We start from the raw sequence: 12,661 nt of genomic DNA, 5'->3' as shown, positions 1-12,661 counted from the left end.
ACTCTTCATTCTAAATATTTCATCAGAGTTATACTAAAAAATATCATGCATTTTATTTGCATATTAAATAAAAAGCCGTACCTTTGCACCCACAAAACGATAACATCGCGGAGTGGAGCAGTTGGTAGCTCGTTGGGCTCATAACCCAAAGGTCATTCGTTCGAGTCGGATCTCCGCAACTACAATGAGGATAAAAGGTTTTATAAACCGTTTTATCCTCATTTTTTTAATTCCCATCAAGGACAGAAAAAAATGTTTGCGCAAATAATGTTTGTGCAAATTGCTTCCACACTTCCACCTCCTCTCCACATCCCTTTATTCATCGGTATTACAGATGCGGTGGAAGCAACTCAAAAGTGTGGAAGCAAAATTTGCTTCCACACCGTTTCACAAACAGAAATACTGACACACAAGAAGCTAACATGAAGTAACACAAGTTATTAATTTCTTGTATCACATCTTATTTATATCGTACCTGCACGAAATCAATATCCTGCAAACACGGTATTAATTCCATCTCCTCCCCCTTCAAATGCAATCAGAACAAATGCGTACAGCCACACAAAGCCAAGACTTCAATACTGTTTTCCTCTGTGCTTTATTCAGAGAATGAAGGTATTTATTACGTCGGACATAAGGAATCAACAGTATGCAACGGCCATGATGCAATCGCCTAACGGCCATCAACAACCCGCTTAACAGCCGTCAGCAGATCGCCGCACGACCATTAGGCGCTGATAAGGCAATGAGTAAAAGGGAACACTCCCCTATACACAAGTAAACAAAGCCCTATATACAACGGATTGAAAGCAGCGGTTTCCCTTAGAATATCCTGATGAAAAGCAACCCCAGCCCGATGGCAACGCCAGTCGAAACAAGTCCGGGAAGCATGAACGAGTGGTTCAGCACATACTTGCCGATACGGGTAGTCCCGGTACGGTCGAAATTGATGGCTGCCACTACGGTGGGATAATTGGGAATAAAGAAGTAACCGTTTACAGCGGGGAACAGAGCAACCAGTATCATAGGCGAAATGCCCAAAGCGATGCCCAAAGGCATCAGTGCGCGCACAGTGGCGGCCTGGCTATAAAGCAGAATCGACATGACAAACAAGGCTATCCCGAACAGCCACGGCATTTGCCTCACCACTCCCTCGATGGACTGGGTCAGCTGAAGCATGTTTCCCTGAAGAAAAGTATCTCCCATCCAGGCAATGCCGAATATGGCAATCACCGCCTGCATGCCTGCCGGGAAGACGGAACCTTGCGTTGCCTTCATGCCGTCGGTGCGAGTCAGCAGCAAGATGAGGCGGCGGCAGAGAGCATCACGATTTCGATAATGGCGGACATGCCGAGTCTCACCGTCTCGCCGTCTATCACGAAGGCAGGACGCAAACTGTCGAACGAACCAAAGAACACGATAAAAACAGTGGCAAGGATAAAGATAAGCACGGACAAGACGGCATGCCGTTTATTGTGTATATCCTTTATCTCCACCTTCTTGACATCAAGATAGCCTTCGGTCAACCTCTTTCTGTACTCCGGGTCGTCTGCCAACTCCTTGCCCACCTTCATGGAAAACAAGGCGCCCACAAGTACCCCGATAATGGTAGCAGGAATCGTTATTTTCAGAATATCGAACAAGGTGACATCAAATCCCGCCAGCAACCCAAGCAGTGCGACGGTGGCAGCCGAAATGGGACTTGCCGTAATAGCCTGCTGCGAAGCAATCACCGCAATGCCCAGTGGCCTCTCGGGACGAATCTTGGTCTCCGTGGCAACCTCGGCAATCACGGGAAGCCCCGAATATGCCACATGTCCCGTACCGGCAACAAAAGTAAACAAATAGGTCACAATAGGCTCAAGATGGTGACCTGCGAAGGATTCTTCCGCAATAACCGTTCTGCCAGCTTTACCATATAATCCAGTCCGCCAGCCGCCTGCATGCAGGATGCGGCAGAAATGACGGCGGCTATCATCAACATAACGTCAATGGGAGGTGATGTAGGCTGTAATCCGAAACCAAACGTCAGAATTGCCAGACCTATCCCTCCCATTACACCCAGTCCAATGCCGCCCAAGCGGGCGCCTATAATGATAGCTACCAATACGAATGCCAATTGCAAGACCATATACTCTACACTTTTTGATTCATGTGCAAAGATAAGTCATTTCGTATTATGCTACTCACCTACTTCTATTTTAACTGCTTGTTTTAACTCCACACTCAAAGAGGCATCATCCTTTAACGGTGTCCAGAACACCCGGCGGCATTCATTCTTCTGCAAAAGACAACGATGATAGCGACTGCCGGACAGATGCTCCGTATCGATATGGAAGGAACCGGTATTGACATCCCAGTCGGCTATCTCGTCCAGATTCAGATAAAGGTTGCGCACTGTGCCGCTGTTGAGATGCAAGCTCTGCGCCTGCGCCGCAAGCGCAGTGACATGGCAATCTTCCAGCCGGGCAAGGTATCGCGTGCGGAAAGAGAGCGTATCGCAACGGAGTCCGTAGAAATTGGTTTCCATATCCTCCACATCTACCACAACCGCTTGTACCTCCGCAGGCAACCGCAATTCCATCCCTTCTGAACGAACCCTTATCCAAATGTCATTCTGAAGATGCTGTTCCAGCTTATCCTCCGGAAAGTCAAAGGTGACGAGCAGGGTATCGCCAACGGAAGTCATCGACATAAAAGCCTCCATATCCCCTGCATAGGAGAAACTGCCCTGCTGCAAAGAGTCGGCAGTCACCTCCAACGGCACTTCCCCGAACGAGAATATACGCTCCGCCTCCACAATACCTTCTTTTTTCTGTTTCCACACCACCGGAGGCTGTGTCAGCTTCAACACCCTGCACGAGGGCAGCTGCACCGTTTTCCGTTCTCCGCCGATTTCCATAAAATTATCTTTCTGAGTGACATTGCAATCCACCACATAGAACATGAGTCCGCATACCATTGCCACACCGGTAACCAGCATTCCCATCATTATATAAGTCGTTCGTTTCATAACTGTCTTCTTTTATTTTTGTTTCTTGATAAACTCCTGATACATCCCGGACAACTCCTCGGCAGAGATGCCCAGCGTGAAAATCTGCTTGAAGAAATAATCCACTTCCTCCTTCAGAAAATACTCTTTCCTCAACGAAAGAATCAGCTTACGTGCACCTACCGACACAAAATAGCCGATACCCCGCTTGTTGTAAATCACTCCTTGCGTCTGCAAGTAGTCGTACGAACGCATCACCGTATTGGCGTTGACCTCTACCACAGCCGCATATTCCCGTACCGAAGGAATACGTTCTTCCTCCTGATATTGCCCGAGAAGTACCTCGTCGCAAATGCGGTCTGCTATTTGCAGGTAGATGGCTTTACTTTCCTTAAAGTTCATAGTTACCAACGATTAATGATTTCGGACTCCTTGAAACGGAAATAGGCAAGCACCCAGTTGAAAAGGGCGAAAAACGAAGTTATAAAAATCAGCCAGCCGCCCGATGCCTCCCTGTCAATATAGGCTCAGTCATGAAGAAGTTATTAGGCAGAATGGCCTTCAGGCACAATACAGCTATCAGGATATATGAAACGAAGATGCAGACACCGGCCGCAAAAGTCTTGATAAGTGCATTTTTGGGCCAGACCGTACTACCCAGCAGGAAGAAAGACTGTAGGAAAAAGTAGCAGCTCAGGAATATCCCCACCACAGCCGGTCCGCTTCCTATCGTCTCATAGAAACGGTTCGTGTTACAGCAGAATTCCCACAACGGAAAGGAGTGAACGACATGCAGCTCCGGGTAGGCCAGAAGATAGAAGACGACTCTTGTCAAGTCCGCCAGCTTGAAAGCTATCAGAAAGACCAAGATAAAGCCGCAGGTAGCCACCAGCCAGCGGGCAAAGAATTTCTCGAACATGGTGGCAGGTGTCATGAGCACAACGGTACGACTCGTCTTGCTTTTCATCCTTTCCATGGCAAACGAGGCGCTAATGCATCCCCAAATGACAAGTCCCCAAAGAAAGAATCTGGACTCAAACTCCCAGATAGGGTCCATGCCCACAGCTCCCGCTTCCAGATTGTGATACTGATAGTATCCATTCCAGACAAAGACTATGGCCAACATTCCGTAGACCATCACCGAGCGGAGTATATAGGTCTTCCAATTCTCCACCATCTCTTTGCGGCATACGTTCACAAAGCGATGCAAACTAAAAAAGGTATCGCGTATCATTATTCATTTGTTTTAGTGTGAAACATTTCCGCTATCTTCCCAGGCTCTGCAAGTACGGCGCCAAACAGCAGTTCAAGATTAATCTCCGATTCCTCACCTTCCGTATTGGGCAGCATCAAGAAATTGCCTTGTACGGAGGGAAGCGTGTACAAGGCAGTCGCAGCCAACTCCCGGTCGTCACTCTCCAAGAAGAACAGCTTACTGCAAATGCTGGCAGTGGATTCGTCCAGCAATACGCGGCTGTTGTCCATAATCAGCACATGGTCCAGTACTTTGTCAATGTCACGCACCTGATGGGTGGAAATGACAATCGTCTTGTCGTCCGACATACCCGAAGCCAGAAATTTGCGGAACTGGCTCTTTCCCGGAATATCCAGTCCATTGGTAGGCTCATCCATCAGCAGCAGGGAAGTATTGGTGGCCAGCGCAAAACTCATGAAGATTTTCTTTTTCTGCCCCATGGACAAGGCTCCCAAATCAGCATCCATATCCATCTCGAAGAAATGTAGGTACTTCACCATGTCTTCCTTGCTGAAACGGGGATAGAACTTACTGTTCAGTTCAATATAGCTGACCAAGGAAATAGGAGGCAGCTCGAACTCCTCGGGTACCAGAAACATGTCCTGCAACGTGACGGGCAACCGGCGGCGCATGTCGGTATCATGATACATCACTCTCCCACGTTTGGGAGCCAACAAACCGCTCATCAGATAGAGCAACGTAGACTTGCCGGCTCCGTTCTTACCCAACAGACCGTAAACCCGGCCGGCTTCCAGCGAAAGTGAAAAATCGCTCAGGACTTCTTTCCGCCCCTTGCGATAACTAAATGAAATGTTTTCTACTTGTAACATACGCTTGGATGAATTAAATATCTTATTGTTTATGTGTATTAGTATAATAGTACACCGCAAAAGTAGACATTCTTTTCAATACGACAAGCGTTTCAAGAAAAAAAATGCTCAGAAAAAGGAACAATTCTATTCTTTGGTTCGAAATTAGCCTCACACGCAAGAAGATTAGGACACTTCTGTATCCATTTAGGACTCTATATTTCCTGCCACTTGCTTTACATTTGCAAAGGAGCTAAAGACATGAATATGAAAAACGAAGAAAAGATTTACCAACTTAACACATACAATATAGCAGAATATACAAGTACGGACTATACCGACAACGATATTGCTATACTTGGAGATTTCAAGAACTTGCTTTTCAACAAGTATTTCAAGTTGAATGCAAACATCTATGTGGTCTGTGTAAAAGGAAGACTGCAGATAAACATCAATACCCAAAAATATGCTATCTACCCCGGTGAGATGCTGATTTGTATGCCCAATATGATTCTGAGCAATTGCACAACCAGTTCCGACTTCAAGGGCGCCATGTTCTGTCTGTCGACCCAGATTACACAGAAGTACCTTCATAAAAGTAGTGACATATGGAACAAGGCTTTCTATATCAGCCAGAATCCGGTAGTACGCATTGACAAGGACAGAGTGCAACTGTTCGATTTATACTATAAGGTGATACGTGCCCGAATGAAACAAGCGGAGCAGCCCTACTACAAAGAAGTCATCAGGTCGCTGATACGCACCATGCTGTATGAGCTGCTGGCAGATTTAAACCAGTTGAGCACCCCTCCCGAAAGCCAAATGGTGAAGCGGAGCAACATTCTATTCAAGAGATTCCTCGACCTGCTGGCCTGCACCGAGGTGAAAAAACGTTCTATTTCCTATTATGCGGGTAAGCTGTGTGTTACTCCCAAATATCTTTCCACCGTCTGCAAAAAGGTCAGCGGAAAGACAGCCTTCGAGTGGATAAACGATTATGTGGTCGAAGACATCAAATATTTTCTGAAGTATTCCAATAAGTCTATCAAGGAGATTTCCGAGCATCAGGATTTCCCCAACATCTCCTTTTTCGGGAAGTATGTGAAGACACACTTAGGCACTTCACCCACGGACTACCGCAAGCAATCACTGCCTCCAAGGGGGACCCTGCAACAAAAAAGGAGGAGCTAAGAATCACTCTCCACTCCTCCCGACACGACAAACAACTAAAATTATTGCTATTTGATGCCGTCCAATGCCTTGTTTGCTGTGGCATTGGTGGGGTCGATAGCCAGAATTTTATTCCAGTACTCTTTCGAAGTAGCATAGTCACTCTTCAACAGATAGTAGTAGCCCAGATAACTGTAACACTCTATCAATGCAGAGTTGTACCTCGGTTCGTTTTTGGCAAGCAGTACGTCCACCACCTTCTCGTAATAAGGTTTCGCCAATCCCTCTGTAGTTTCGGGGTCCATGGCAGAGTGTGTGCGGGCGCGCCACATATCTCCCAAATAACTGTCGGGAGCTTGTTCGGCAACAAGTGCGAACACAGAGTCGGCAGCCTGCAATGCCGCCATGCGGTCGGCAGACTGAACGGAGAGAGTGTCCGAGGACGTACCCTCTCCGTAGTACAGACGCCCTAACTGGAATAAGTTTTCGGACGTCTTTTTATCTTGTGCCAGCGAGTCATAGTACTTTTTATAAGCAGCAATGGCTTGGGTATAGTCGTTTTTCAATTCATAAGCATCGGCAATCTCACGCCACAAATCCACCTGACTCTCATCCTTCTCCAATGCCCTACCATATTCCTCAATGGCCTGGTCATATTTCTTCAGAGCACTCAACAGAGCACCGTGATAGCGGTAATCCAAGCATGAATAATCGGCATTATCCGAAGCATTGAAGAAAGCATCGGCAGCCTTCTCTGCCTCGTCATAACGCTTGAGGTCGACATTGTTGTACATCACAAGCCGGTTGAATGCGGCATGGCGGGCATTCTTCTGCAAACCTTTCTGCGCCACCGCCAAGGATTTCTCGAAGTCGTGGTTCAGGAATAGTGCAAAAGCATATTTCAGGATGTCATCTTCCGTAGCCACGGGAGTATCGATGAACTTGGCATAGGTGTCGGCAGCCTTGCCAAAACGGTTGGTGGCGTAATACACTTCCGCCAGCTCCTTGTCTGCTTCCAGGCAATCCGGAGCTATGGCCTTCAGCTGGTTCAGCTTCTCTATGGCCTGCGAAGGACTGGCAGACTTGTATGCCTGCGCATATTTCAGATACGCATCCTTATAATTCGAATCAAAATAGATGGCTTGCTCATAAAGCTGGCATGCCTTTCCGATATCTTTCCGGGCAAAAGCGATGTCACCCTCGAGTACAGAAACTGCCGGAGCCTTGTTGTCGGCCTTTCTTGCCACCTCCAGATAGGTTTCCGCTTCTTTCAGCTGTCCTGCATCCAGATAGGCGCGGGCCACGGAAGTCACAAGCTCCACATTTTTCTTGTTCTTGCCCTTCAGCAGCTCTCCGGCTGCGTCGGAGGCCTGCTCCGGATTCGTCTTTATCAGACTTTTTACTTTATCCACCCCCGCCTGCCATTCGGGCACCGGCGTTTGTGCGGCGAGCGTACCTGCAAACAGCATCGCTCCCAAACAAAATACAAATCTACGTTTCATGTTAGCATTCATTTTAGTTATTCATCCTTGACGTTCACCACGCGCACCGGCTGGGTGGCGGGGACCAATCCCGACTTCAATATAATCCGCTGTCCCCGGTCGGAAGCGAGGAAAGAGGCAAATCCCCACGGAAGTGCGCTCCGCGGATCATTCAACAAGGCATAGATGCTGCGTGCCAACGGATAATCACCGTAATACAAATACGCCTGATAGGGTTTGTAACTGTTGTCCGGCATGGCCTTGTCAGCAGCACTGACGGACATCAGCCGCACCTCTTTACTGAAAGAGAGCCCCGTACTGTCATTCCGGTCGCTCAGCCAGTTCACGCCGATAATACCGATGGCATCAGGCGTGCGGGCCACGTAGTCAATCACCTCCCTATTGGTTTTCAACGCTTTCAACTGACTGGAAAGCGGTACACCCTTACAGATGGAATCGACAGCAAAACGTACGGTACTGGAGTTCTTGTTGTCAAACACAAGACTGATATCCCCCAGACGGGAAGCCGGATAGATATCTTTCCACTGCTTCGCATCACCCGTCAGGATGCGGCGGATGTCCTTCACACTAATCAATGAATCCGGATTGCCAAGATGGGTTATCAATGCCAGCCCGTCCGTAGCAATCTTTATCTCCTGCGGAAAAAACTTCCGGCTATTGAAGGAATTCATCTCTTCGGGAGTCAGTCTGCGACTGGTTATTGCCAACCGCAGACTGTCCTTGAGCAAGAGGTTGACGGCATCGACTTCCGTCACATAACGGGGCACAATTCCTGCCAAGGGGAACAGTCCTTCGAACACGTCAATCTCTTCCTGCACAATAGGCTGGAAACTTTCGTCCGCAGCAATTGCAATCACACCGGAGGTATACGTATCCGTTTGTCCGTCCTTGGGCTTGCTTTGGCAGGCCGACAGCAGAGTCAGCAGCACCAGCAATCCTGAAAGCTGAAGTTGTTTCACCGTTTTCATAACACACACACTTATTGTAATCTAAACATCACCGGTATCGTATATTTCACCGATACGGCCTTACCATTCTGCTTGCCGGGAATCCATTTGGGCATGGACATAATCACACGGACAGCTTCTTTATCCAGATAGGGGTCTACACCTCTCAGAATCTTCACATCACGCACCTTGCCGTCGGCACCTACCACAAACTGGCAGGTTACACGTCCTTGCGTACCGTTTTCCTGGGCAATGGTCGGATACTTCATATTCTTGCTGATGAACTGCATCATCTCGGCCTGACCACCGGGGAACTGGGGCATCTGCTCTACCATATCGAAAACCTTTTCAGGTTCCGGTTCGGCCTGCGTCACCACTTGTTTCAAGTCGGCGATGTCCTTGCCGTGTTCCTCGTCATTACCTTTCACGTCGGCAATGGAGATGGCAACTTTCGTTTCCGTCAGCTCTATCTGGCTTTTTATTTCATCCTCGTCCCTCACTTCCTCATCCTTTTTGATGACGGGAGCGGTAAACTTAATGGAGCTTTTCAATGCAGGCGGCGGTGGGGCCACGGGCTCTATCCGCTTCATCTCTTCCTGCTTCACTTCCGGTTCTTCCAGCTGCGAAAGGGTAGTCACTTCGGTCATCACCTCTTTCTGTTTGGGGGTAGCCATCTTTATCAGCGTAGGGATACTGAAACCTATCAGTGCAATTACAATTACCAGTATCACGGCAATGTTGTGCCGTCTGGGAGAGGTTTCACGCATCTTATAGGCTCCATATGCTTTGTTCTTACCACTGAACACGAGGTCACACCATGCTTGGGAGCTTAAATCTACTTTAGCCATATTCTTTCCTTTCTTTGGGTGTTACACATCATTCAGCAATGTTCTGGGACAATTCGCCCTTGCTTTCGTAGTTCTTCATCAAGAACTCGTCGGCTTCGGCAATATCCGTTATCACATACTTACCTATATTACATATCTGCATTTCATCGAGAGCATCAATCAGATTCTTGTACGAAGACTTGTCGGTAGCCTTGATGATGACTGTCGGCGTATCCTTTCCGCTTTTTATCTCGGAAAGCTGTTTCCGGTAGTCATCCTCTGATATCTTAAGTTCCAGTTTCTGCTGCTTCAGCCTGTTCACCTCGTTCACAGCAACTCTATTACGTTGCAGAAGCATTGCCCGCAGACCATCCGCCTGATAGGTAGTTTCCTTCAGTGAAGCATAGTCCTTGTAGTTGGGTTCCCCTTCGTAATAATACAACTTGTTGTCATCCCCCAGCAACAGCGTGATGGCTTGGGAAGCCTTGACTTTGGTCTGCTGCTCCTCGGTGATGGTCTTGTCATTGCTCGGCATGCTTATCTCCATGGTCTGAGGTTTGCTCAGTGAGGTACAAAGCATAAAGAAGGTAATCAGCAGCATGTTCATGTCCACCATAGGTGTAAAGTCCACCCTGACAGTCATTTTCTTCTGCTTGCTTTTTCTGCCTTTCTTGTTGCCGCTTTCTTGTATTTCAGCCATAATGTTTCCTTTCTTGTTCTACTTGTAACTCGTAGCTTGTCACTCCTCACTTGTGGTCTTCAGAGAAGTAATCAGGTTGTACCGGTTCTCTCTGAGGTCCTGAAGTGAGTTCATCACATTTTTTATTACGGAATAAGGAGTATTGGCATCTGCTTGATGGCAATGCGCAAGTCACTGTTCACTGCACGGGCGTTGCGCACCCAGGCCTTGAACTGATTGTCAATACTGTCTGTCGGTATCCCCTCATTCTTCAATACAGCATCTTGCTGGTCTTGCGGCAAGTCGAGGTATTTCTTCATACTCTTCATCGGCACACCAAAGGTAGACGCCAGCATGAATTTTTTAGTTTCCTCCGGAGTGAAAGTCACTCCATACTCCTGCCCCATAGCTTCCAGCACTTCGCGCAAGTCGGACTGCTTGTCCAGACTCATAAATACTTTTCCGCTCGGATCGACCAATATCTGGAGTACATTTGTCTCCGGAATCTTAATCTCGGATACAGAGGCGGGGGTCGTTACTTGTACCGGCTCTTTCTTCACGAACGTAGAAGTCAGCATGAAGAAGGTCAGCAGCAGTACAGTTACGTCACTCATCGCCGTCATATCGATGAACGTACTTTTCTTTTTTATTTTCGCTCTGCCCATAATCGTTTCATTGAAAATTAAAATTGAGAATTCATTCGTTCAACTATTTATGGGTAGCTGCAAAAGTCTGCACGATGGAGAAACCAACCTCATCGAGGCTGTAAGTCAACTTGTCAATCTTGTTTGTATAATAGTTGTAGGAGATAACGGCCAATGCACCGGTCAAGATACCGAAGGCAGTATTAATCAAAGCCTCGGAAATACCTTGCGACAGAGCCATGGAATCGGCTGAACCTCCGGCAGCCAGGGCGGCAAATGAACGGATCATACCGATAACCGTACCGAGCAATCCCATCAATGTACCTAAAGTCGTGATGGTACCGATAATAGGTAGATTCTGCTCCATCATCGGCAGTTCCAGCGCAGTGGCTTCTTCCAATTCCTTCTGGATGGCAAGCAGCTTCTGGTCTTTGGACAGCTCTGTGTCATTCTCCATCTCGGCATACTTCTTCAAAGTGGCATTTACCACATTGGCTACAGAACCACGTTGTGAGTCGCAGATTTGTTGTGCCTTCTTCATATCACCTTCAGCCAGGGCTGCTTTGATGTTTGCTACGAATTTCACCAATGCCCCCTTACCAAAGGCTGCACTAATGGCAATATAACGTTCGATGCTCAGTGCAATGACAGTCAGCAAAAGCGTTTGAATTACAGGAACAATGAATCCACCTTTATAGATGGTACCGAGGAAGTTACCCGGCAACGGATGGTTGTTCGGGTCGTTGTTCATAAAGTTGGAGGGATTTCCCAACACAAAGTGAAAAATAAGCACGGCGATGATAAAACAGATTACGATTACCCAACCGGCGGATCTGATGCCTTTAAAAGAGGCTGCTTTTTTTTGAGTAGTTTCCATGATGAAAAGTTTAATTGTTGGTATTTAAATAGAGTTTTGAAAATAAAGCATAGGGATACGACTTCCCGCTTACGAACCGATAGGGCGTAATCATCCTTGCAACCTTACCTGGCATATATGTACACTAAAGGTCACCTGCTTTCAGTCTCTTCAAGACAAGAAGGAGAAAAAGGGGGAAATCAATAAGAAGAAAAGTTGGCTAAACCAAAATCCGCCGAAGCGTATAGATATAGTAATCACTGCCCGTCAATGCATAGTACGGGGCTTTATCTGAGTAGTATAATTTAGAACGGCCTTGCACGAGTAGATTCTCGTGGTTGGACAACATCAGGAGGATGTTTCTGAGGAAAAGATTGTCTTCAATCACCCTGCGCAAACGCTGTTGATGAGAAGAGTAAGTTTCGGAAACCGGTTTGTTTCCCAGTTCGACATCCGTAGTCCATGCGAACTTGGTATTTGTGAACAATGAATTCTTCTTGTCAATACTATTGTCGGAAGTAGAAGAACATGAAGATAAAGAAGCGGAAACTTCAGCAGTTCCGGTCATTCTGTCATCCACCTGCACCAGGTCAATGGCTTTACCGCTAATGCTGCAAGTCAACATCAGTAGCATGCATATCCAGAATGTCTTTACAGTTGTTCTCATGTCGTCTAATGATTCTACAATAAATAACAGATGTCTCTCTTATTTGTTTTACAACTATGTTACTTTCTTTTGTAAAAAGATTAAATTGTTCACGGATTAAAGGATTTACTATACCTTTTAATACACTGTAAAGGTACGAAAAACATATGAAATACGAAAGTGAGAACAGAATATAGAACATTGATTTTAAGTGTTTTAAACCATTCATTTAGCACCGTAATTCGAGAGTTTATCTGATGAATATACGATGAATAATTATATATAATTAAGGTATAGTGATTAGCGGTAGAAACGGAATGCTAGAGGAGAGTAT

10 protein-coding genes, 1 tRNA gene and 3 pseudogenes are annotated in these 12,661 nt (G+C 46.8%); 2 read left to right on the top strand and 12 right to left on the bottom strand.

Annotated elements, in window-relative coordinates; genetic code table 11:
* Positions 1-106: 106 nt before the first annotated feature.
* A tRNA-Met gene (locus JCM16496_RS19460) sits at positions 107-179 on the top strand.
* 643 nt (positions 180-822) lie between these two features.
* Here JCM16496_RS19460 and JCM16496_RS19450 read toward each other — a convergent pair.
* From JCM16496_RS19450 to JCM16496_RS19430, 5 genes and pseudogenes are all read right to left on the bottom strand, one after another.
* Positions 823-2,131, bottom strand: a pseudogene (locus tag JCM16496_RS19450) (anaerobic C4-dicarboxylate transporter family protein).
* Between the two features lie 51 nt (positions 2,132-2,182).
* Complete coding sequence (locus tag JCM16496_RS19445; RefSeq protein WP_025836239.1) at positions 2,183-3,013, bottom strand: hypothetical protein; 831 nt, start codon at positions 3,011-3,013, stop codon at positions 2,183-2,185.
* A 12-nt stretch (positions 3,014-3,025) separates the two neighbouring features.
* Entirely contained in the window at positions 3,026-3,394 is a 369-nt protein-coding gene (locus JCM16496_RS19440) for a GntR family transcriptional regulator (RefSeq protein WP_005828614.1), read from the bottom strand.
* A gap of 2 nt (positions 3,395-3,396) precedes the next feature.
* Positions 3,397-4,226, bottom strand: a pseudogene (locus JCM16496_RS19435) (hypothetical protein).
* A complete protein-coding gene (locus JCM16496_RS19430; protein ID WP_005828621.1) occupies positions 4,226-5,077 on the bottom strand; it encodes an ABC transporter ATP-binding protein in 852 nt (283 codons plus the stop codon). Before JCM16496_RS19430 ends, JCM16496_RS19435 begins: the two are co-directional and overlap by 1 nt.
* Before the next feature lie 246 nt (positions 5,078-5,323).
* On the opposite strand from JCM16496_RS19430, the gene JCM16496_RS19425 reads away from it, so the two are divergent.
* Complete coding sequence (locus JCM16496_RS19425) at positions 5,324-6,247, top strand: helix-turn-helix domain-containing protein (RefSeq protein ID WP_008665930.1); 924 nt, start codon at positions 5,324-5,326, stop codon at positions 6,245-6,247.
* A gap of 47 nt (positions 6,248-6,294) precedes the next feature.
* Here JCM16496_RS19425 and JCM16496_RS19420 read toward each other — a convergent pair whose 3' ends face one another.
* From JCM16496_RS19420 to JCM16496_RS19390, 7 genes and pseudogenes are all read right to left on the bottom strand, one after another.
* Positions 6,295-7,740 carry a tetratricopeptide repeat protein gene (locus tag JCM16496_RS19420; protein WP_025836238.1) on the bottom strand — a complete coding sequence of 482 codons (1,446 nt, stop codon included), beginning with the start codon at positions 7,738-7,740 and terminating at the stop codon, positions 6,295-6,297.
* A 5-nt stretch (positions 7,741-7,745) separates the two neighbouring features.
* Positions 7,746-8,696 (bottom strand): PstS family phosphate ABC transporter substrate-binding protein, encoded by a 951-nt coding sequence (locus JCM16496_RS19415; RefSeq protein WP_005828635.1) that lies wholly within the window; start codon positions 8,694-8,696, stop codon positions 7,746-7,748.
* An 11-nt stretch (positions 8,697-8,707) separates the two neighbouring features.
* Positions 8,708-9,523: an energy transducer TonB gene (locus tag JCM16496_RS19410; RefSeq protein WP_025836237.1), complete on the bottom strand. Its 816-nt coding sequence runs from the start codon at positions 9,521-9,523 to the stop codon at positions 8,708-8,710.
* 28 nt (positions 9,524-9,551) lie between these two features.
* Positions 9,552-10,202 carry an ExbD/TolR family protein gene (locus JCM16496_RS19405; RefSeq protein ID WP_167332308.1) on the bottom strand — a complete coding sequence of 217 codons (651 nt, stop codon included), beginning with the start codon at positions 10,200-10,202 and terminating at the stop codon, positions 9,552-9,554.
* 39 nt (positions 10,203-10,241) lie between these two features.
* Positions 10,242-10,846 (bottom strand): annotated as a pseudogene (locus JCM16496_RS19400) (ExbD/TolR family protein).
* A 43-nt stretch (positions 10,847-10,889) separates the two neighbouring features.
* Positions 10,890-11,702 carry a MotA/TolQ/ExbB proton channel family protein gene (locus tag JCM16496_RS19395; RefSeq protein WP_025836235.1) on the bottom strand — a complete coding sequence of 271 codons (813 nt, stop codon included), beginning with the start codon at positions 11,700-11,702 and terminating at the stop codon, positions 10,890-10,892.
* Positions 11,703-11,901: 199 nt separating this feature from the next.
* A complete protein-coding gene (locus JCM16496_RS19390; protein WP_025836234.1) occupies positions 11,902-12,348 on the bottom strand; it encodes a DUF8440 family protein in 447 nt (148 codons plus the stop codon).
* Positions 12,349-12,661: the final 313 nt, after the last annotated feature.

The sequence above is a fragment of the Bacteroides rodentium JCM 16496 genome (assembly GCF_000614125.1).
In the GTDB taxonomy this organism is placed as follows: Bacteria; Bacteroidota; Bacteroidia; order Bacteroidales; family Bacteroidaceae; genus Bacteroides; species Bacteroides rodentium.
Note: the sequence above shows the minus strand (reverse complement) of the source record. Positions and strands in the feature narration are given on the sequence as shown.

Coding starts and splice junctions, on each gene's coding strand:
- JCM16496_RS19440 (WP_005828614.1), bottom strand. CDS start 3,394: ATGAACTTTAAGGAAAGTAAAGCCATCTACCTGCAAATAGCAGACCGC.
- JCM16496_RS19425 (WP_008665930.1), top strand. CDS start 5,324: ATGAAAAACGAAGAAAAGATTTACCAACTTAACACATACAATATAGCA.
- JCM16496_RS19420 (WP_025836238.1), bottom strand. CDS start 7,740: ATGAATGCTAACATGAAACGTAGATTTGTATTTTGTTTGGGAGCGATG.
- JCM16496_RS19430 (WP_005828621.1), bottom strand. CDS start 5,077: ATGTTACAAGTAGAAAACATTTCATTTAGTTATCGCAAGGGGCGGAAA.
- JCM16496_RS19390 (WP_025836234.1), bottom strand. CDS start 12,348: ATGAGAACAACTGTAAAGACATTCTGGATATGCATGCTACTGATGTTG.
- JCM16496_RS19405 (WP_167332308.1), bottom strand. CDS start 10,202: ATGGCTGAAATACAAGAAAGCGGCAACAAGAAAGGCAGAAAAAGCAAG.
- JCM16496_RS19415 (WP_005828635.1), bottom strand. CDS start 8,696: ATGAAAACGGTGAAACAACTTCAGCTTTCAGGATTGCTGGTGCTGCTG.
- JCM16496_RS19410 (WP_025836237.1), bottom strand. CDS start 9,523: ATGGCTAAAGTAGATTTAAGCTCCCAAGCATGGTGTGACCTCGTGTTC.
- JCM16496_RS19445 (WP_025836239.1), bottom strand. CDS start 3,013: ATGAAACGAACGACTTATATAATGATGGGAATGCTGGTTACCGGTGTG.
- JCM16496_RS19395 (WP_025836235.1), bottom strand. CDS start 11,702: ATGGAAACTACTCAAAAAAAAGCAGCCTCTTTTAAAGGCATCAGATCC.